This window comes from Streptomyces liliifuscus, assembly GCF_016598615.1.
GTDB classification, from domain to species: Bacteria; Actinomycetota; Actinomycetes; order Streptomycetales; family Streptomycetaceae; genus Streptomyces; species Streptomyces liliifuscus.
In genome coordinates this window covers 4,855,270-4,873,919 of record NZ_CP066831.1, presented here as the reverse complement: position 1 = coordinate 4,873,919, position 18,650 = coordinate 4,855,270, and the positions used below count along the sequence as shown (strand labels likewise).

The window sequence follows — 18,650 nt, the reverse complement described above, 5'->3', positions numbered from 1 at the left end:
GACGAACGGCAGGCGCATCTTTTAGGGGCGCGGGGAACTGCGCGACCAGCCACAACGCACCCGCACCCGACACACAAACCGCACGCCCCCTCAGCGGCACACCGCCAGCGCGTCCAAGGCCACCGCCCCCTGCCCCCGAGGCAGCACCATCAACGGATTGATGTCCAGCTCGGAGAGCTCCCCGTCCAGTTCGAGCGCCATGCGCTGAACCCGCAGCACGACCTCGACGAGCGCGTCGAGGTCGGCCGGAGGCCGCCCGCGGACGCCATCCAGCAGCGCCCGCCCGCGGAGCTCCGACAACATCGCCCGCGCCTGATCCTCCCCGAACGGCGGCACCCCCACAGCCGTATCCCGCAGCACCTCCACGAGCACCCCGCCCAACCCCACCGTCACCGTCGGCCCGAACAGCGCGTCCTGCGTGACACCCACGACCATCTCGACACCGGGCTCCACCATCTGGCACACCAGCACCCCGTCGAGCGGCACATCCTCGTACCGCGCGATGTCCGTGAGGTCGCGATACGCGTCGCGGACCTGACTCGCGGAGGTCAACCCGATCTTCACCAGGCCGAGTTCGGTCTTGTGGGCGAGCTGCGCCCCGGAGGCCTTCATCACGACGGGGTACCCGACGAGCCCCGCCGCCCGGACGGACGCCGCGGCACTGGTCACCAACTGCTCCCGCGGCACGCGAATCCCGTACGCCCGCAGCAACTGCTTCGCCGCGTGCTCGCTCAACTGCTGCCCCGGCCGCATCAGCGCCTGCGCCTTGCGGAACGAGGGAGACGACGTACGCGGCGCCTCGTCGAACGGCGAGCGGTAGAACGAGGAGAACCGCGCGTGCTCCAGATGGGCCCGCACCGCCGTGATGCAGTTCGCGAACGTACGGAACGTGGCCACGCGGGACGACCCGAGCAACGTCTCCCGGTACGCGGCCTCCGTGCCGACGGGCGACCCCCACACCACACACACCAGCTTGTCCGTCTGTTCCGCCGCGTCCACCAGATCCTGCGCCAGTTTGTCGCTCATCGGCGGGAAGGGACCCGTGATCGGACAGATCAACACCCCCACCGCCGGGTCCGCCAGGATCGCGTCGATGATCTTCCGGCCACGCCAGTCGCCCACCGGATGCCCACCGTTGTCGACGGGGTTGGACACGTCCAGATACTCGGGTATCCACTCGTGCAGTTCGGCCTGCTTGCCGGCCGACAGCGTGGGCAGACAGAGCCCCGCCTCCGACGCCAGGTCCGAGAAGTGCGCACCCGTGCCGCCCGAGATGGAGTAGACGACCACCCCGTCGGCGGACGGGGGGCGGGCCCGCGCCAACAACGCGGCCGTGTCCTGGAGTTCGTCGAGACCGTCGACACGGATCACGCCGTACTGCCGCATCGCCGCGTCCACCACCGCGTCGGCGCCGGTCAGCTTGCCGGTGTGCGAGGCGGCCGTACGGGCGCCGGTCTCGGTGCGGCCGACCTTCACCGCCACCACCGGCACCCCGCGCCGCGCCGCCCGGTCCGCGGCGAGCAGGAAGGACCGCCCGTCCTTGAGCCCCTCGACGTAACAGGCGATGGCACCGACCTCGGGCTGCTCGGCGAAGTAGGAGATGAAGTCGGCGCACTCCAGATCGGCCTCGTTGCCGGTGGGCGCCCAGTGCGAGAGCCGTACGCCCAGCTCCTGCATGGTGAAGACGGGACGCCCCTGGTGCCCGGACTGGGTGATCAGCGCGATCGCGGGACCGTCCAGATCCTCTCGGAACTTCTCAAAGGCGTTGAGGTTGGTGTTCGGGCCGAGCAGCCGCAGCCCGGACCGCTCCACGGCGGCGGCGAGCCGGGCCTGCGCGGCGGCTCCCTCCGCGCCCGTCTCGGCGAACCCGGAGGCGAACGCGACCGCGAACCTCACCTTGGCCTCGGCGAGTTCCTCGATCACGGGCAGCGGATCGGAGACCAGCAGCACGGCCAGGTCGACCTCTTCGGGCAGCTCCCCGACGGCGGCGACGCACGGGATGCCGAAGACCGACTCACGCGTCGGATGCACCGGATACAGCCGCGCGCCGACCCGCTCGGACCAGGCGAGCAGTTGCCGGGTGATGCCGGTGTTCGGGCGCCCCTCGGCGTCCGAGGCGCCGACGACGGCCACGCGTTCGGGGCGGAAGAAGCGGTCCAGATCGGGTACGCCGGCGTACAGCGGCCGGCCGCTGACGTCGAGGTCGTCGGTGGCGGCGGGCCTGCCGTGCACGGCAGGGGCCGGTTGCTCGCCGCAGGCGATGACGCGGGCCCGGCGGGAGTCGGTGGTGAGGGTGCCGTGGGTTGATCCAAGCATCGGTCCGCCCGCTCCTGTGTGGCTGCCAATAACTGACGCAGTGTCAGATTACTGAACTGACGGCGCGTCAGGAACGGGTCTGCACGCAAAGAACTTGTGGCGAGCACAGGGTTTGTACCCGGCGGCGCCTGCCCGGGAACCCGCGCGGTCCGCGCATCCGGTCCGGCGCATCCGGCTCGGCGCGTCCGGTCCGGCGTGTTCGGTACGGCGCAACCGGCTCGGCGTGTCCGCTCCGGCGCATCCGGTCCGGTGCATCCGGTCCTGGACCCGGCGCACAGGTTCCGCACAGTCCGGGCGCAACCTTCAACCACCCACGCTGGTCTAGATGTTGCACATGTCGAAGGAGACACGACCGAGTCCCTTGGGGGAGACATGAGACCCGACTCCGTCCGGCGCGCCCTGCGCCTCGGAGCCTGTACCGGTGCGATGACCGGCCTGCTGACGGTGGGCCTGGCCCTGCCTGCGGCCGCCGACGAACCGGAGACCGACCAGCTGTGGATCAACGCGCCGTACGAGCAGAGCCTGCCGCTCGGCACGGACGGCGGTGAGCCACCGACCCGGACGCTCGACCTGGGCATGTATCACGACAACAGCAACTTCACCGTGACCGACGGCAGGCTCACCGTTGACGTCTCGGGGCTCGCCGGGGTCGCCGAGGTGACCTGGCCGGACAACTGCACGCCGAGCGGCACGACCGCCGTGTGCGTCGTACCGGACGTGCCCGTCGTCGGGGAGGGCGAGAGCCGGCAGATCCATCTGGGGGTGCGGGCGGCCGACGGCGCCGCGGGCGGTGCGCAGGGGCGGATCACGTACGAGGCGACCGCGACCGGCGGTCCGGACGGCACCCTCGTGGCGCCGCACGACAGCTTCGACACGACGCTCACCGTGGCGTCGGGCCCCGACCTCTCGATCCGTGACGAGCCGCCGATCGGCGAGACCGAGCCGGGGACGACCGAGACGATCCCGTTCGCGCTGTCCAACAAGGGCAACGAGGCGTCGAACGGCTTCACGCTGACGATGTACGCGTCCTACGGGCTCGACTTCGTGTCGACGTACCCCGAGTGCGAGTACACCGACATCGTTCCGGTCGCGCACGCCACCTGCACGTTCGACGAAGTCCTCGCGCCCGGTGAGTCGTTCGAGCTGCCCGAGCCGCTGAAGGTGGCGATCGCGGAGCACGCGTTCAACGAGCGGCTGGACCTGAGCGTCGAGCCCGGTGGCGGTGCCACCGACCTCTGGAACGACGACAACTATGTGGCGCTGCAGATCGGGGCCGCCAACACGGCGGACTTCGCGGTGCGCGGTGCCGCGGTCTCGGGTGCCGCCGGTGACACGGTGACGGCCTCGATCGCCTTCCGGAACAATGGGCCGGCCTGGGTCGGCAACCTCGGCTCCGGTGACCCGGTGGCCAGTGTCGACCTGCGTGTTCCGCAGGGCACGACGGTGACCGGAGTGCCTTCCGGTTGCTTCCCGCGGACGCTGGACGGTGGTTACTACCCGGGGTCCACGGGGGCCCCGCGTTATGTGTGCAACCTGCCGTACTGGGTTTCGGAGAGTGCGGAGCGTGCGTACGCGTTCAAGCTGCGTGTGGATGCGGTGGTGCCCGGGGCGAGTGGGGCGGTCACGGTTCGTCCGGAGCGGGGGGACAGTTTCCCGTTCGACCCGGTCGGTTCGAACAACTCGGCGAGCCTTGTTGTGAACTAGGCGCTCCGCGGGGGGTGGGGAGGGGTTGTTCTTTGGCTGCGGGCCGGTGGGGGCCGGTCGCGCAGTTCCCCGCGCCCCTGAAAGCGAAAGGATTGCGCAGTTCCCCGCGCCCCTGAAAGCGAAAGGATTGCGCAGTTCCCCGCGCCCCTGAAAGCCAAAAGACTGCGCAGTTCCCCGCGCCCCTGAAGGGCGCGGGTCAGTGTGTGAGGCGGGACGGGAGTCGGTGGTCTCTGTCTCGGGATATCGCTTTTGCGATCTTTTCGGCGTCTATGGAGAGTTCGCGGAACATGCCGCTGATGGGGTTGGTGAAGCCGGTGAAGTAGAGGCCGGGGGCGTTCTTCGGGGTGTGGGGGCCGTGTACCACCGGGCGGCCCCGGGCGTCCAGGACGTCGAGGTGGCCGACGACGCCCTCAAGGGAGCGCCGGTAACCGGTCGCGGCGATCACGACGTCCGGGCCGACCCGGTCGCCGTTCGCGAGGACGACCTTGCCGTCCTCGAAGCCGTCGACCGCGGACACGACCTCGACGCGCCCCTTGCGGACGGCGTCGATCAGGCCGACGTCCTGCACGGGGATGGCCCCTTCGTTCACACGGGAGTACAGCCCGGTGTCGGGTCGCGGCAGCCCCTGCGCCGACAGGTCGGGCACGCTGACCTTGGCCAGCGGCCCGGCCATCCGGTCCACCAGGCCGACCGGCAGCCGCCGGCAGAGGATCCCGGTGAACTGGGCCGCCCAGCCGGCCGTCGACCGGCGCACGATGTGGGGCGCGGTCCGCACCGAGAGCCGTACGCGCGAGGCGCCGCCCTCGACGAGGTCGACGGCGATCTCGGCGCCGGTGTTGCCGATCCCGACGACGAGGACGTCGCGTCCGGCGTAGGGGGCGGGGTTGCGGTACTCGCCCGCGTGCAGGAGTTCGCCCTTGAACGCGTCGCGGCCGGGCCAGTCCGGCACGTGGGGCGTGTGGTTGTACCCGGTGGCGACGACCACCGCGCTGCCGGTCAGCTCCCGCCCGCCGGTGGCGTGCAGGAGCCAGCCGCTGCCGTCCGCGGAGGGCTCCACGCGGGAGACCTCGACACCCGTGACGATCTCCAGCTCGTGGTACTCGGCGTACTTCTCCAGATACCGCACCACGTTGTCGCGCGACACCCACCGCCCGAACGAGCGCGGCATCGGCAGCCCCGGCAGCCCGGACAGCCGCCGTGTGGTGTGCAGATGGAGCCGGTCGTAGTGCCTTCGCCAGGACGCCCCGACACGTTCGGACTTCTCGAGCACGACGGCGCGTACGCCCTGGGCGCGCAGCGCGTGCGCCGCCGCGAGACCGCCCGGGCCGCCGCCGATGACGTACACGGGGCGGTCGGCGAGGGGCTGTGCCGCGGGGTCCGCGGGCGCTGTGGAGTCGGCCATGTGCCAGAGCGTATTCATGTGCTCACTTGATGGGTCTCGGTCAAGCCCGGAATTGGTTGCGGATTGATCACGGCTGTAGGAGGAGTGCGTGGGGCTCGTGGCGTAGGGCGTCTGGTTGTGAGGGCTTGGTGAGACGCGGCTCTTGCGCGTACGCCGTCCGTACGCTGAACTGACGTACCGTCAGATCCCGTTCGGCGGCAGGGGAGTTCATGGACACGATCTGGCTCACCGGGGCGGAATGGGTCGCCGTGCTCCGTATCGGTCTCGGGCTGTGGTGGCTGGAGAGCTGGCGGCACAAGGACAAAAAGGGCTGGTTCGAGCGCGGGACCGGGATCGCGTGGGCGGCGGACGTCGCGGCCAAGCACCGGTGGAACACGGTGCGCAGCGGCTTCGAGGTGGTGGTCGCACCACGGCCGCGCACGATGGCGTACGTCGTCGTGTACGCGGAACTCGCCCTCGGGCTCGGCCTGGTCGTGGGCTTCCTGACCCCGATCGCCCTGGTCGGCGGGCTGCTCCTCAACCTCCTCTACCTCGTGCTGATGATCCACGACTGGGCCGAGCAGGGACAGAACGCGATGATGGCGCTGATCTCCCTCGTCGCCCTCTTCGCGATGTCGTGGCAGACGTGGTCGCTGGACAGTGCGGTGGGCTTCTTCTGATGGGGGTGCTGTCGTGAGCGGGGCGCGGTTCGATCTGCCGGAGGCCGACGCCTTTACGCAGCCGTACTGGGACGCGGCCGCCGAGGGGCTGCTGCTTCTGCGCCGGTGCGGGGCGTGCGGGCGGGCCCACCACTACCCCCGCGAGTTCTGCCCGCGCTGCTGGAGCGAGGACGTCACCTGGGAACGGGCCAGTGGCCGCGCCACGCTCTACACCTGGTCCGTCGTCCACCGCAACGACCTGCCGCCCTTCGGCTCCCGCACGCCGTACGTCGCCGCCGTCGTCGATCTCGCGGAGGGGCCGCGGATGATGACCGAGGTGGTGGGGTGCGGGGAGGAGTCGCTGCGGGTGGGGATGGCGCTGGAGGTGACCTTCCGGGCCGGTGGCGCCGAAGGCGCGGGCGAGGGGGAGGGGGAGGGTAAGGGCGCGGTCGCGGTTCCTGTGTTCCGGCCCGCTTCCGGCTAGCCCGGGCGCCCGTTGTTGAATGGAACGATGACCGACTTGTACGAGTCCCACGCCGCCCGTCCCTTTCCCGAACTCCACGGTCACGGTCTGCGGCTGCGGCCGTGGGACGCGGAGGCCGACTCGGATGTCGAGGCGTGGCTGCGGGGGTGTTCCGACCCCGAGTTCAAGCGGTGGAACACCCCGCTGAGGGCGATCGAGGACCTGGACAGCGCGCGGGAGTCGCTGCGCGCCCGGGCCAAGGCGGCCGCGGAAGGTGTCGGGGCCTCCTTCCGTGTCACCGACGCGGAGAGCGGCGTGACGCTCGGGCACATCGGGCTCAACGACATCGACCACGTCATACGCGTTGCGCGGGTCGGCTACTGGGTGCTGCCGGAGGCGCGGGGGCGGCAGGTCGCGACGCGTTCGCTGGCGCTGGCCGGGCGGTGGGGGTTCGAGGGGCTCGGGCTGCATCGGCTGGAGCTGGGCCATGCGGTTGGGCACGATGTGTCGTGCCGGGTTGCTGAGCGGTGTGGGTTTTTGTACGAGGGGACTTTGCGGGGGGCGATGTTCGAGGCGGGGCGGCAGGATGCGTTTCGGGATGTGCACCTGCATGCGCGGCTCGCGACGGACGCTGTTGTTTTGTGACGCCCCGGGCAGGGGGCTTCGGTTGTTTGGGCGGCTGCGGGTGGGTTTTGGCTGAGCGCGCAGTTCCCCGCGCCCCTGAAAGCGGGGCTGCGCCCCGGGCTTTTATCTTTTAGGGGCGCGGGGAACTGCGCGACCAGCCCCCACCGGCCTGCAGGCGAAGGACAAACGTGGTCGCGGCTACGGCCACAGCAGTTCCCGGTGCCAAGTGGACTTGGTGCGGTGGTACGCAAGGCGTACATGGCGGCGGTGGGGGTCGCCCTGGAAGAACTCGACCTCGTCGGGGGCGAGGACGTACACCGTCCATGAGGGCGCGGGGGCGCCCGGCTCCTCCTGGGCCCGGCGCCAGGCGGCCTCCGAGGCGCGCTCCAACTCCTCGGAGGAACCGAGGACTTCGCTCTGGCGGCCCACCAGCGCCGAGGCGAGCGCGCCGGTCGAGCGGGCGTGCAGATCGGCGTGGGCGACCTCGGGCGGGGCGACGGTCACCCGGCCGCGCACCCGGATCTGCCGGCCCTGCACGGGCCAGTAGAAGCCGAGCGCCGCGTACGGCCGGGCCGCCAGCTGCCGTCCCTTCCGGCTGCCCGCGTGCGACGCGAAGTGCCAGCCCTCCTCGTCGGCGCCGTGCAGCATCACGATCCGTACGTCGGGCCTGCCCTCCTCGTCCGCCGTGGCCAGGGACATCGTGTGCGGCTCGGTCTGCCCGGCCGCCACCGCCTCCGCGAACCACTGCTCGAACAGCGGCAACGGCTCCGCCGGGGCGGTGTCCGGGGTGAAGCCCGGCAGCTCGGTGTCCCAGACCCGCTGGGTCCTCAGCAGCCGTACGAACTCGGAGGGGGGCGGGGAGGAGGAAGGCTCGGTGCTCATGGGGCGATTGTCGCGCCTGCCTCCGGCTCAGACCGCCCCGAGGTCCGACGAGAGCCAGTGTTCGGGACGCATCCTGACGACCACCTGGGTGCCGTGCTCCTTCCAGGAGAAGTCGACGTACCCGTCGACCTTGTCGGCCGGGAGGTAGCGGGCCGAGATCTCGTGGAGCCGCTCGCGGGTGGCGGGGGTCGTGTCGAGGACCGGGCCCTCGACGGACACGTACCGGATGGTGGGTTCGACCCGGTCGACCATGAGGGAGAACCGGCCCGCCGCGCCGATCAGTTGGTTCTTGCGGGAGTCCGCCTGGATCAGGATCCATACGGTGCCGTCGGGCTCGTACTGGTACCAGATCGGCACCGTGAGCGGGGCGCGGCCCGCCCCTGCGTCCACCGCGAACGCGGCGATGTGCGGCTCTTTGAGGAACGTCTCTCGCTCTTCACGGGTCAGGGCCATGCGGGTCCTCCAGCCGGTTCGGTGTGTTCCGTCCAGTCGTTTCAGCGTGTTCTGTCCAGTCCCGTATTCCGGTTCCGCGGTCCGGAAACGTGGTGCCGCGCGGAGGGCGTTCGGGGCCGCTCGGTGGGCGGACCCCCCTTCCATGGTGGAGCCAGCACCACCATGGGTTCGGGTGTGGGCTGTCTCGTGGGTGCGGGCGGGCGACGGCATTGTTGAACCCAGTTGATCGCAGGGGTTCACGGCCCCGCCGCCCGGAAGGAAATCCCCATGAAGCCGCAGCTCGCGCAGCAGGCGAAGACGGTGGGCGAAGCTGCTCCGGGACCGTTCGCCTCCTTCGTCCGGTTCGTGGTGTGCGGCGGCGGGATCGGGGTCCTCTCCAGCGGCGCGGTGGCCCTGCTGGCCGGGACGATGCCCTGGGTGGTGGCGAACGCGGTCATCACCGTCGCCTCGACCGTCCTCTGCACGGAGCTGCACGCGCTCTTCACCTTCGGGACCGGCAAGCGGGCCGGCTGGCGTCAGCACTGGCAGTCCGCCGGGTCGGCCACGGCCGCGTACGCGGTGACCTCCCTCGCGATGCTGATCCTGCACCTCGTGCAGTCGTCGCCCGGCCTGGTCACCGAGCAGGTCGTCTACCTCGGCGCCTCCGGGCTCGCGGGCATGGGCCGCTTCCTGGTGCTGCGGCTGTTCGTCTTCGCGGGCGGCCGGAACCAGGAGCAGGACCGGAACCCGGACTGGGACCGGGGCCAGGAGCGGGCCTTCGTCCGCACGGGCGCCGTGGCCCGGCGTCGGGTGGTCTCCGTGCCGACACGCCTGCCGGACCGTGTCCTCACCCCCGCGGCGTTCGCGGTCGGATCATGAGCTTCGGATTGCGAGTCGAGGGTTTCACCGATTAGTTTCTCCCGCCCTCGGGGTCCAACCCGACGACACAGAGTTGACCGACCAGCTCTGGCGGAACCTGGAGGAACCTCATGAGGAAGATCACCGCGGGGCTGTTCATCTCGCTCGACGGCGTCGTCGAGGCGCCCGACCAGTGGCACTTCCCATACTTCAACGACGAGATGGGCGCGGCCGTCGGTGCGACCTTCGGTACGGCCGACACCATGCTGTTCGGCCGTACGACGTACGACAGCTTCGCCGGGGCGTGGCCCGAGCGGGAGGCCGCCGGCGGTGAGGACGCGGGGTTCGCGAAGCAGCTCGGTGATGTGCGGAAGATTGTCGCGTCCCGGCAGAAGCTGGCGTTCACCTGGCGGAACTCCGAGCAGTTGGAGGGGGACCTCGTGGAGACCGTCGCCGCGCTGAAGAACGAGGCGGGTGGGGATATCGCCCTCAGCGGTTCTGTTTCGGTCGTACGGCAGTTGCTGGCGGCGGGGCTGTTGGACGAGTTGCATCTGCTCGTGCATCCGATTGCCGTGCGCAAGGGGATGCGGTTGTTCGAGGAGAGCGACTCCTCGATTCCGCTGAAGCTGCTCTCTTCGCAGACCTTTGAGACGGGGGTTGTGAGCCTGGTCTATGGGCCGGACGAGGCGGGGGCCGCGGGTGGCGGCACGTATGAGGAGGCCAAGGGCCATCTCCCGCAGAGCGAGTAGGGGGCGGTTGTCGGGTGCGGGCCGGTGGGGGCTGGTCGCGCAGTTCCCCGCGCCCCTTAAAAGCAGGGGCTACCGCCCCCCAACGACGAAGGCCGGAGGGCGCAGCCCCGGCCTTCGTCGTTGGGGGCGCGGGGAACTGCGCGCTCAGCCCAGACGAACCCGCACCCAACACACCACGCCCAACCCCCACTCACCCAGGGGCGCGGGGAACTGCGCGACCAGCCCCCACCGGCCCGCAGGTTGTACTAGGACGGTCATCGGCCAAGTACCACCGTTGCCGACGAGCAGAACCAGCCGCCCGTTCCTGAGGCCACCGCCAGTTCCGGTAGGTGGCCGTCGGGGCGGTGGATCTGGCGCGTGCCCGCCTCGCCGCGGAGTTGGCGGACCGCTTCGACGAGGAGGAACAGGCCCCGCATGCCGGGGTGCTGGGCCGAGAGGCCGCCCCCGTCCGTGTTGACGGGGAAGTCGCCGCCGACCTTCAGGCGGTCCTTCGCCACGAACTCACCCCCCTCGCCCTTCTCGCAGAAGCCGAGGTCCTCCAGCGTCACGAGGGTCATATAGGTGAAGGCGTCGTAGATCTCGGCGAAGTCGATGTCCTGCGGAGCAACCCCCGCTCGCTGGAACGCGGTTCGGCCGCTCACCGCCGCCGGTGACACCGTGAAGTCGGGCCACTCCGACATCGTCGTGTGGGAGACGTGCTCCCCGGTGCCGAGGACCCAGACAGGAGCCGTACGGCAGTCCTGGACGTACTCCTCGGCCACCAGCAGGACCGCCGCCCCGCCGTCGGACCGTATGCAGCAGTGCAGTTTGGTGAAGGGGTCCGCGATCATAGGGCCCGACAGGACGTCGTCGACCGTGATCGGGTCCCGGAACATCGCGTCCGGATTCAGCGCGGCGTTGGCCCGCGCCTGCACCGCCACGGACGCCAACTGCTCCAGCGTGGTGCCGTATTCGTGCATGTGGCGGCGGGCGGCCATCGCGTACTTGGCGATCAGCGTGTGGCCGTACGGGACCTCGAACTGCAGGGGGCCGCGCGCGCCGAACGACAGGTTGCCCGTGCGGCGGCCCGCCTTGATGTCCGCGCGGGCGGTGGACCCGTACACCAGCAGGACCGCGTTGGCGTGCCCGACGGCGATCGCGTCGGCCGCGTGGGCCGCCATGACCTCCCAGGTGGAGCCGCCGACGGAGGTGGAGTCGACCCAGGTGGGCCGCAGGCCCAGATACTCGGCCACCTCGACCGGCGCCAGTGTACCGAGGCCCGCCGAGGCGAAGCCGTCGATCACCGAGCGGTCCAGGCCCGAGTCGGCCAGGGCCCGGCGGGCGGCCTGGGCGTGGAGCGCGTACGGCGTCGCCTCGTCCACCCGGCCGCAGTCGGAGAGGGACACGCCGACGACCGCCACCTTCCGCCGAGGCCGCGGCCGCGGCCGGGTTCGAGTCCGGGTCCCAGTCATGAATCTGACGGTACATCAGATCCGGTGGCCTTCGGCAGGGTGCAACAGGGCGTCACACCTCTGTGCATCTGGCCGTCGCCGCTCTAACATGACGCGCCGTCAGATGCGAAGGAGTGTGCTGCCCATGGACGCCACCTTCACCGCGGAGCAGGACGAGATCCGCCGCACCCTCCGTGAGCTCCTCCTCAAACGCTGTGGCCCTGAGGAGGTCAGGACCGCCGTGCAGACCGAGGGCGGGTACGACCCCGCGCTCTGGGAAACCCTGGCGCAGCAACTCGGGCTGCCTGGGCTCGCGTTTCCCGAGGCGTACGGAGGGGTCGGCTGCTCCGTCACCGAACTCGCCCTCGCCAGCGAGGAGTTGGGGCGGAGTCTCGCTCCTTCGCCGCTTCTCGCCACGGCCGTGCTCAGTGCGCCTCTGCTGCTGGCCCTGGGAAGCGAGGAGCAGCGGGCCGCGCTGCTGCCCCGGATCGCCTCCGGCGAACTCACCGCCGCCCTCGCGGTGTCTGGCGCGAGCCTGACCACCGCCCTCGGGCTGACCGGCGACAACCGCGGTGACTGGGCGGGCGGCGGACGCGCGGGGGGCGTGCAGGCGCGGCGGACCGACGGCGGGTGGCGGCTGTACGGGCAGGCCGACCAGGTGCTCGACGGGCACAGCGCGGGCCTGCTGGTCGTCCCCGCGCACACCGGAGGCTTCGCCCGCTCGCGCACCCTTCTCTTTCTCGTGAGGGACGCCCTCGTGCAGGACGCCCTCGTGCAGGGCTCTCTCGTACGGGACTCTCCCGGCCGGGGCGGTTCCGGGAGTGCGGGGGCGACTCGTGTGCGGCTCACCTCGCTCGACGGGACGCGGTCGCAGGCGCGGGTGCAACTGCGGGATGTGGAAGCCGAGTTGCTCGGTGAGGAGGGCGGGTCCGCCGATGTGGCCGGGGCGCTCGCCGCTGTCGGTGACTCGGCCGCCGCCGTCCTCGCCGCGGAGGCCGTCGGCGCCGCCGACCGCGTACTGGAGCGGACCGTCGAATACGTCAAGCAGCGCGAGCAGTTCGGGCGGGCGATCGGGTCCTTCCAGGCCGTGAAGCACCGGCTCGCCGACCTCTATGTACAGGTGCAGGCGGCACGCTCGGCGGCGTACTACGCGGCCTGGGCGACGGGCGCCGGGGAGGAACGGGTGGGCGGGCTCGCGCTGGCCCAGGCGCTGGAGGCGCTGCGCATCACCTCCTCCGAGGCCGTGCAGCTGCACGGCGGCATCGGGTTCACCTGGGAGCACGAGGCGCATCTGTACTTCAAGCGGGCGGCCGGCGACGAGCTGCTCTTCGGGCCGGGGCACCGGCTGCGGGAGCACGCGGCGGACGCGGCCCGGCTGTTCGGCGGCGGAGAGGTGGCGGTCTGATGGGTGCCGGAGTCCGGATCGTGCAGAAGGTGTCCTCGACACCCGCGTTCGCGAGGATCGCACCCCATCTCATCCCCGCGATGGACCGTGCCGTGCACCGGCTCACCCGCGGAAAGGTCCTGCTCAGCGCCCAGATGCTGCCCGGCGTCATCCTCACCGCGCGCGGCGCGAAGAGCGGACTGCCCAGGCGTACGCCACTGGCCTGCATGCCGGAGGGAGGAAAGGGGAGGGAGGGCGCGAGCTGGATCCTCATCGGGTCCAACTTCGGGCGTACGGACCATCCGGCCTGGACCGCCAACCTTCTCGCCCATCCCGACGCGGAGGTCAGCTGGAAGGGCAGGGACATCCCGGTCACCGCGCGTCTGCTGCGGGGCGAGGAGCGGGACACGGTCTGGAAGGCGCTGCTGGAGTTCTGGCCGCCGTACGCGACGTACCAGGCGCGGGTCGATCGGGAGATCCGGCTGTTCCGGATCGTCCGGCGGGACGCACCCGGTAGTCCCGGGAACGCGACAGGCGGCAGCCCACCTGAGTGAACTGCCGCCTGCGTGACAGGACTTGTGCCTGGAAAAACCCGGCGTCCGGCGCGGGGTGCGGCGGACTACTTGGTCGGCTTCTTGCCGGTCACACCCAGATGCACCAACAGGGCGAGGTTCGGCTTCAGTTCGGCCTGCTTCACGCCCCAGGTCTGGAAGCCCTTCTGGTGCGAGGCCACCGCCGCGAGCATCGCGACGAGGGAACCCGCCATCGCGGCCGGGCTGACGTCCTTGTCGACCTTGCCCTTCGCCTGAAGCTCCTTGACCGTGTCCGTGAGGGAGTTGTTCACGGAGTTCAGGATCTTCATACGGATCTTGTAGAAACGTTTGTCGCCCTCGGCGGCGCCCAGGTCGACGACTCGGAGGATGGCATCGTTTTTGCGCCAGAACTCCAGGAAGCCGTCCACGAGTTCCTGCGCGGTCTGCCAGCCTGCCTTGCCGACCCAGGAGCGCCCTTCGAGGAGCTCGGTCAACCCGGCGCCCTCCGCGGCCATTTGCTCTGCAATCTCCAGGACGGCGCCCTCGACGTCCGGGAAGTACTGATAGAAGGTCGCCGGTGAAGTGCCCGCCTTCCGCGCGACGTCGATGACTTTGACGTCGCGGTAGGGCGAGGAGCTGAGCATCTCGCTGAGGCAGTCGAGCAGCTTCTGCCGCGTCGCCTGCCCGCGCCGACCGGCCACACGGCCGTCGACGGTACGCACTTGTCCTGTCATGCCGTCAGCTTACCGAGGGGTGATCGGAGCGCGATTCGGCCGACTGCAAATGGGGTGCGCGGGCCTTCGGAGAGGGTGTGGGGGAGAGGTGCCGCCCGCTCTGCGGGATGCGTGAAAGGCCGTTAGCTTGGCCGCATGGCTGGATCTGAAGGCTCTGCCGCTTTCGCCGAGGGCGTCCCCTGCTGGATCGACGCCCAGCTTCCGGACGTCGAGGCGGGCAAGCGCTTCTACGGCGAGCTGTTCGGGTGGACCTTCGAGCCCTTCGACAAGACGGCGGAGCCGACGGGGCCGTCCCCGTACGCCGGCTCCGTACGGGCGCACCTCGACGGCGAGCCCGTGGCCGCCCTCGTACCGAAGAGGGACGGCCGGATGCCCACCGTGTGGACGGTGTACTTCGCCACCCCGGACGCCGACGACCTGGCCGGCCGGATCCGGGAGGCGGGCGGCCAGGTGATCACGACACCGGTGCCGGTGGGCCCGTACGCCACGATGGCGCTCGCCGCCGACCCCGAGAACGCGGTCTTCGGGCTCTGGGAGAGCGGCACGCTCCCCGGCTTCGGCAGACGGCACGGGCCGGGCTCCTTCAGCTGGGTCGAGCTGTACGCGCGCGACACGGCCGTCGCCGACTCCTTCTACGCCGGTCTCTTCCACGACGCCCTCTTCGGCCCCGGCACCACCCGGGATTTCGGCCGGGTCCTCGTCACCGAGGCCTTCCCGGCCGAGATGCCGCCCCACTTCCTCGTCCACTTCGGGGTGGACGACTGCGAGGCGCTGCTCGGGACGGTGGTACGGCTCGGCGGACGGGTCCAGGCGCCGCCCTTCGACGCCTCGTACGGGCGCGTGGCCGTCGTCACGGACAACCAGGGGGCGTCCTTTGCCCTGCTGCAAACTTGAAATTCGCGGTGCTTCAGCACTGAAGGGCCTACGAACGGCGTGCGCAAAGCTGCGAAAGGCGTCGAAAAACCCCGGGCGGCGTTGAAAAGCAAGGCAAGCTCGGGTCTTTTGTCCCGGGACGCGCTGAGACATCCCGATTCGGGCCCGGGTTCGCAACCGGAGCCGCGGCCAGGAAGAATCGGGGGTGCGTGCCGCCGGAGCGGTTCGGTGGTGAGACGCTGCGCAGTGGCTGAAGCTGCGGCTGGAGCGGTGGCTGGAAGCGCGGCCGCGTACGGGGAGGTGGCAGGCAAGTGGTGGATCAGCTGACACAGCACGATCCGCGGCGGATCGGGCCGTTCGAGGTGCTGGGACGGCTGGGAGCCGGCGGCATGGGGCTGGTCTATCTCGCGCGCTCGGCCTCGGGCCGGCGGGTGGCGATCAAGACGGTCAGGACGGAGCTCGCCGAGGACCAGCTGTTCCGGGTCCGCTTCTCGCGCGAGGTGGAGGCGGCCCGTGCCGTCTCCGGCTTCTACACGGCCGCCGTGGTCGACGCCGACGCGCGCGCCGCCGTGCCCTGGCTGGCCACCGCCTATGTGCCCGCGCCCTCCCTCGAAGAGATAGTGACCGAGTGCGGGCCGCTGCCGGCCCAGGCGGTCCGCTGGCTCGCGGCGGGTGTCGCGGAGGCCCTGCAGTCCATCCACGGGGCCGGTCTCGTCCACCGCGACCTGAAGCCCTCGAACGTCCTCGTCGTGGAGGACGGGCCGCGCGTCATCGACTTCGGTATCGCCTCCGGGGTGTCGAACACACGTCTGACGATGACCAACGTCGCCGTCGGCACCCCCGCCTACATGTCGCCCGAGCAGGCGAAGGACTCCCGCAGCGTGACCGGCGCGAGCGACGTCTTCTCGCTCGGCTCGATGCTCGTCTTCGCCGCCACCGGCCACGCGCCCTTCCACGGCGCGAACCCCGTCGAGACCGTCTTCATGCTCCTGCGCGAGGGCCCGGACCTCGAAGGCCTCCCCGACGAGCTGCGCCCGCTCATCGAGTCCTGTATGCAGATGGAGGCGACGGGCCGCCCCAACCCGGCCGACCTCCAGGCCCAGCTCGCACCCCACCTCTTCGGATCCGGCTCCGACGACAGCGGTACGGCGTCCGCGTGGCTGCCCGAGCGGGCCGTGGGCCTCATCGAGCAGCGCCGCGGGGGCCGACCGGCGGCCAAGCCGTCCTCCGGGCGCAGCGGCGGACGCGGCGCCCCCGTGGTGCCGCCCCCGCCGCCCCACGACCCGCCTCCCGTCCCGGTCGGCGTCGGCACGGGCCGGCACGGCGGCGCGCCCGACACCGGGCCCGTACGCCTCGCGGGCGCCCAGGTGCCCATCGGGCCGGGCCCGCGGGTCGCCGACGCCCGCGCCGCCGCCGTGAAGGCACCTCCTCCCGAAGCCGGCCTCGCCGCCTCCTGGTCCCGGCCGCGCCCCGGCGTGAACGGCGCCGACCCCGTCGTACCCGGCGCCGGGCCCGTTCCCGTACCCGCGCCCGCGGCGGCCCCCGGCGCCGACTCCGCCACCTCCTGGCGGCCGTGGCGGTTCCGTATGTCGAACGACGTGTGGGGCACCCCCGCCGTCGCCGGCGACCTCGTCTACGTCACGTCCTTCGAGGTGCACGCCCTGGACGTGGCGACCGGGCGGCGCCGCTTCAAGACCCGGGACGTCGCCTGGTCGATGGCGGTCGCCGGAGGTCGCGTGCACGCCTCCGACGGCCCCACCCTCTTCGCCCTCGACGCCCGCGAGGGCACCGACCTGTGGCGGCTGCCGACCGACGCCTGGGTGTACTCCCTCAAGGCCGACCGCGGCACGGTCGTCACCGGCACCCGCGGTGGTGGCGTACAGGCCTGGGAGGCCGCCAACGGGCAGAAGCTCTGGGAGATCACCGGCGCCCAGACCGACTTCGAGTCGCCCGAGGCCGGGCCCGCCGTCCACGACGGCACGGTCTATGTCTGGAAGGACGCGCGGCTGCGGGCCCTGGAGGCGCGTACCGGTGAGGAGCGGTGGTCGTATCCCATCGGGGACGCTGCGTCCTGCGGTGGCGTGCCCGTCCGTATCACCCATGCCGACGACGGGTACGTGTACGTGTCCGCCGGTACGCGGGTGCTTGCCATTGATGTCGCCGGTGGGCATGTGCGCTGGCATTTCGAGGCGCCGGCGGTCTTCCTGAGCCCGCCTACCTTCGCGCCTGGGCCCGCTGTCACGGGTGGTGGGATCTATCTCGCCGACTATCTCGGCACGGTGTACGCGCTCGATGCGACGGATGGGCGTGATCGGTGGCGTATCGCCACGGAGGCGCGGTCCTCGCTCGATCCTGTGCTCGTGTCCGCGGGGCATGTCCATGTGGGGTCCGGGAAGGGGCTCTACACGCTTGATGCCGTCACTGGTACGCCCAAGTGGCGTTTCCAGGCGGGGGGTGACGTGGTGGGTGCGCCCGCCGTTGCCGACGGGCGGATTCACTTCGGGTCGACCGATCATCTGCTGTACACGCTGAAGGCCGACGATGGGCGGCTGCGGTGGAAGTTGGCCACCGGTGGGGAGATCACTGGGGCGCCCGTTGTCAAGGACGGGGTGGTGTACGCGTGCAGCAAGGATCGGTGTGTGTACGCGCTGGACGCGGAGAAGGGGACGGGGACTGCCCGTTCTTGAGGGGTGTGTGCGGGTGCGTTGTGGCTGGTCGCGCAGTTCCCCGCGCCCCTGAAAGATGCGCCTGCCGTTCGTCGTCGGGTCGGGGCCGCGACGGGGCATCCGATCGCAGCTGTGTCATCCCCTGTTCTGTTGGGCGCCCTCGGGAGGTCGTGCTGCGATCGGAAACCCCGACACGACCCCTTCGGCCGGAGGGGCGACTGCCGCTGGGTGGGGCAACTTGCAGGAGGGGCCGCGCCCCGTCAGGGGCGCGGGGAACTGCGCGCTCAGCCACGACGCACCCGCACTTACGCACCGGCCTCAGGCCCCCATCCCCCAGGGGCGCGGGGAACTGCGCAATCTTTTGGCTTTTAGGGGCGCGGGGAACTGCGCGACCAGCCCCCACCGGACCCGCACAGACCATCAAACGGTGGCTGCGCTCAGTGATAGTCCGCGGTCGGACCGTCGAGTGTCGGTACCGTCGGATTTGGGGGAGGTGCGTATACGGGCTCCGCCCGGACCCCCCGTCCGCGTAGGACCAGGGAAGCCAGGAGCAGCACCAGACCACCGCCGAAGGCGAGGCCCGTGCCGGGGCCCAGGCCGTTGGACGGGGCGCCGGAGATGACGAGGCTGCCCGCGGCCTGGCCTACCCGGATGAGCCAGAGCACGGTGAAGCCGAGGACGATCACGCCGGCCAGAGCCACCAGCAGTCGCGACCGAAGCAGCAGCCCGGCCAGCGTGACCAGCGCGGCGCCCACGAAGGGCAGGAAGAGCGAGGCGAAGAGCTCCGCGGGGACGTTCGTGACGCCGCCCGAGGAGAAGAGGTCCCCGAGCCGGTAGTGCCGACCGTGACGGCCGTCGTACCAGGCACGGAAGGGGCTCCATACGGCGGCCGTCGCTCCGGCGAGAGCGAGGACGGCCCCGAGCAGGTTGCGGACCATGCGCGGACCTCCGTTCCCGGGCTC

17 protein-coding genes are annotated in these 18,650 nt (G+C 71.0%); 10 read left to right on the top strand and 7 right to left on the bottom strand.

The features are described 5' to 3' along the window. Window positions 1–90: 90 nt before the first annotated feature. On the bottom strand, window positions 91–2,316 hold the full coding sequence (locus JEQ17_RS20545; RefSeq protein WP_200396598.1) for an acetate--CoA ligase family protein: 2,226 nt from the start codon (window positions 2,314–2,316) through the stop codon (window positions 91–93). 372 nt (window positions 2,317–2,688) lie between these two features. Here JEQ17_RS20545 and JEQ17_RS20540 point away from each other — a divergent pair, with 372 nt between their 5' ends. Beyond that, window positions 2,689–4,020, top strand: coding sequence for a COG1361 family protein (locus JEQ17_RS20540; RefSeq protein WP_200396597.1), 1,332 nt, complete (start codon window positions 2,689–2,691; stop codon window positions 4,018–4,020). Window positions 4,021–4,216: 196 nt separating this feature from the next. On the opposite strand, the gene JEQ17_RS20535 is transcribed toward JEQ17_RS20540, so the two are convergent. Further along, window positions 4,217–5,422 carry a flavin-containing monooxygenase gene (locus JEQ17_RS20535; RefSeq protein ID WP_200396596.1) on the bottom strand — a complete coding sequence of 402 codons (1,206 nt, stop codon included), beginning with the start codon at window positions 5,420–5,422 and terminating at the stop codon, window positions 4,217–4,219. Window positions 5,423–5,631: 209 nt separating this feature from the next. On the opposite strand from JEQ17_RS20535, the gene JEQ17_RS20530 reads away from it, so the two are divergent. The 3 genes from JEQ17_RS20530 to JEQ17_RS20520 are packed head-to-tail and all read left to right on the top strand — an operon-like array spanning window position 5,632 to window position 7,168. Then, complete coding sequence (locus JEQ17_RS20530) at window positions 5,632–6,081, top strand: DoxX family protein (RefSeq protein ID WP_200396595.1); 450 nt, start codon at window positions 5,632–5,634, stop codon at window positions 6,079–6,081. A gap of 13 nt (window positions 6,082–6,094) precedes the next feature. Then, window positions 6,095–6,544: a Zn-ribbon domain-containing OB-fold protein gene (locus JEQ17_RS20525; protein WP_200396594.1), complete on the top strand. Its 450-nt coding sequence runs from the start codon at window positions 6,095–6,097 to the stop codon at window positions 6,542–6,544. 27 nt (window positions 6,545–6,571) lie between these two features. After that, window positions 6,572–7,168, top strand: coding sequence for a GNAT family N-acetyltransferase (locus tag JEQ17_RS20520; RefSeq protein ID WP_200396593.1), 597 nt, complete (start codon window positions 6,572–6,574; stop codon window positions 7,166–7,168). A 177-nt stretch (window positions 7,169–7,345) separates the two neighbouring features. On the opposite strand, the gene JEQ17_RS20515 is transcribed toward JEQ17_RS20520, so the two are convergent. Continuing rightward, complete coding sequence (locus JEQ17_RS20515) at window positions 7,346–8,029, bottom strand: pyridoxine/pyridoxamine 5'-phosphate oxidase (protein WP_200396592.1); 684 nt, start codon at window positions 8,027–8,029, stop codon at window positions 7,346–7,348. A 27-nt stretch (window positions 8,030–8,056) separates the two neighbouring features. Beyond that, window positions 8,057–8,482, bottom strand: a complete 426-nt coding sequence (locus tag JEQ17_RS20510; RefSeq protein WP_200396591.1) for a pyridoxamine 5'-phosphate oxidase family protein — start codon at window positions 8,480–8,482, stop codon at window positions 8,057–8,059. 267 nt (window positions 8,483–8,749) lie between these two features. Between JEQ17_RS20510 and JEQ17_RS20505 the strand changes: the two genes are divergently transcribed. Then, entirely contained in the window at window positions 8,750–9,340 is a 591-nt protein-coding gene (locus tag JEQ17_RS20505) for a GtrA family protein (protein ID WP_234048290.1), read from the top strand. Between the two features lie 110 nt (window positions 9,341–9,450). Next, the gene (locus JEQ17_RS20500; RefSeq protein WP_200396590.1) at window positions 9,451–10,068 is read left to right on the top strand and encodes a dihydrofolate reductase family protein; all 618 of its coding nucleotides are present in this window, start codon (window positions 9,451–9,453) and stop codon (window positions 10,066–10,068) included. 254 nt (window positions 10,069–10,322) lie between these two features. Here JEQ17_RS20500 and JEQ17_RS20495 read toward each other — a convergent pair whose 3' ends face one another. Beyond that, the gene (locus JEQ17_RS20495; protein ID WP_200396589.1) at window positions 10,323–11,519 is read right to left on the bottom strand and encodes a thiolase C-terminal domain-containing protein; all 1,197 of its coding nucleotides are present in this window, start codon (window positions 11,517–11,519) and stop codon (window positions 10,323–10,325) included. Between the two features lie 124 nt (window positions 11,520–11,643). Here JEQ17_RS20495 and JEQ17_RS20490 point away from each other — a divergent pair, with 124 nt between their 5' ends. Together JEQ17_RS20490 and JEQ17_RS20485 are read left to right on the top strand one after the other, a co-directional pair. Further along, a complete protein-coding gene (locus JEQ17_RS20490; protein WP_200396588.1) occupies window positions 11,644–12,903 on the top strand; it encodes an acyl-CoA dehydrogenase family protein in 1,260 nt (419 codons plus the stop codon). After that, complete coding sequence (locus JEQ17_RS20485) at window positions 12,903–13,436, top strand: nitroreductase family deazaflavin-dependent oxidoreductase (RefSeq protein ID WP_200396587.1); 534 nt, start codon at window positions 12,903–12,905, stop codon at window positions 13,434–13,436. The genes JEQ17_RS20490 and JEQ17_RS20485 overlap by 1 nt, the downstream gene beginning before the upstream one ends. Window positions 13,437–13,501: 65 nt before the next feature. On the opposite strand, the gene JEQ17_RS20480 is transcribed toward JEQ17_RS20485, so the two are convergent. Beyond that, on the bottom strand, window positions 13,502–14,149 hold the full coding sequence (locus JEQ17_RS20480) for a TetR family transcriptional regulator (RefSeq protein ID WP_107015451.1): 648 nt from the start codon (window positions 14,147–14,149) through the stop codon (window positions 13,502–13,504). A 135-nt stretch (window positions 14,150–14,284) separates the two neighbouring features. On the opposite strand from JEQ17_RS20480, the gene JEQ17_RS20475 reads away from it, so the two are divergent. Then, window positions 14,285–15,043 (top strand): VOC family protein, encoded by a 759-nt coding sequence (locus JEQ17_RS20475; RefSeq protein WP_200396586.1) that lies wholly within the window; start codon window positions 14,285–14,287, stop codon window positions 15,041–15,043. 290 nt (window positions 15,044–15,333) lie between these two features. After that, window positions 15,334–17,709 (top strand): serine/threonine-protein kinase, encoded by a 2,376-nt coding sequence (locus JEQ17_RS20470; RefSeq protein WP_200396585.1) that lies wholly within the window; start codon window positions 15,334–15,336, stop codon window positions 17,707–17,709. 416 nt (window positions 17,710–18,125) lie between these two features. Here JEQ17_RS20470 and JEQ17_RS20465 read toward each other — a convergent pair whose 3' ends face one another. Beyond that, a complete protein-coding gene (locus tag JEQ17_RS20465) occupies window positions 18,126–18,626 on the bottom strand; it encodes a hypothetical protein (RefSeq protein WP_200396584.1) in 501 nt (166 codons plus the stop codon). Window positions 18,627–18,650: the final 24 nt, after the last annotated feature.

Bases quoted from the DNA above. Each gene is read 5' to 3' on its own strand.
- JEQ17_RS20545 (WP_200396598.1), bottom strand. From the start codon at position 2,316: ATGCTTGGATCAACCCACGGCACCCTCACCACCGACTCCCGCCGGGCC.
- JEQ17_RS20540 (WP_200396597.1), top strand. From the start codon at position 2,689: ATGAGACCCGACTCCGTCCGGCGCGCCCTGCGCCTCGGAGCCTGTACC.
- JEQ17_RS20535 (WP_200396596.1), bottom strand. From the start codon at position 5,422: ATGGCCGACTCCACAGCGCCCGCGGACCCCGCGGCACAGCCCCTCGCC.
- JEQ17_RS20530 (WP_200396595.1), top strand. From the start codon at position 5,632: ATGGACACGATCTGGCTCACCGGGGCGGAATGGGTCGCCGTGCTCCGT.
- JEQ17_RS20520 (WP_200396593.1), top strand. From the start codon at position 6,572: ATGACCGACTTGTACGAGTCCCACGCCGCCCGTCCCTTTCCCGAACTC.
- JEQ17_RS20515 (WP_200396592.1), bottom strand. From the start codon at position 8,029: ATGAGCACCGAGCCTTCCTCCTCCCCGCCCCCCTCCGAGTTCGTACGG.
- JEQ17_RS20510 (WP_200396591.1), bottom strand. From the start codon at position 8,482: ATGGCCCTGACCCGTGAAGAGCGAGAGACGTTCCTCAAAGAGCCGCAC.
- JEQ17_RS20505 (WP_234048290.1), top strand. From the start codon at position 8,750: ATGAAGCCGCAGCTCGCGCAGCAGGCGAAGACGGTGGGCGAAGCTGCT.
- JEQ17_RS20500 (WP_200396590.1), top strand. From the start codon at position 9,451: ATGAGGAAGATCACCGCGGGGCTGTTCATCTCGCTCGACGGCGTCGTC.
- JEQ17_RS20495 (WP_200396589.1), bottom strand. From the start codon at position 11,519: ATGACTGGGACCCGGACTCGAACCCGGCCGCGGCCGCGGCCTCGGCGG.
- JEQ17_RS20490 (WP_200396588.1), top strand. From the start codon at position 11,644: ATGGACGCCACCTTCACCGCGGAGCAGGACGAGATCCGCCGCACCCTC.
- JEQ17_RS20485 (WP_200396587.1), top strand. From the start codon at position 12,903: ATGGGTGCCGGAGTCCGGATCGTGCAGAAGGTGTCCTCGACACCCGCG.
- JEQ17_RS20480 (WP_107015451.1), bottom strand. From the start codon at position 14,149: ATGACAGGACAAGTGCGTACCGTCGACGGCCGTGTGGCCGGTCGGCGC.
- JEQ17_RS20475 (WP_200396586.1), top strand. From the start codon at position 14,285: ATGGCTGGATCTGAAGGCTCTGCCGCTTTCGCCGAGGGCGTCCCCTGC.
- JEQ17_RS20465 (WP_200396584.1), bottom strand. From the start codon at position 18,626: ATGGTCCGCAACCTGCTCGGGGCCGTCCTCGCTCTCGCCGGAGCGACG.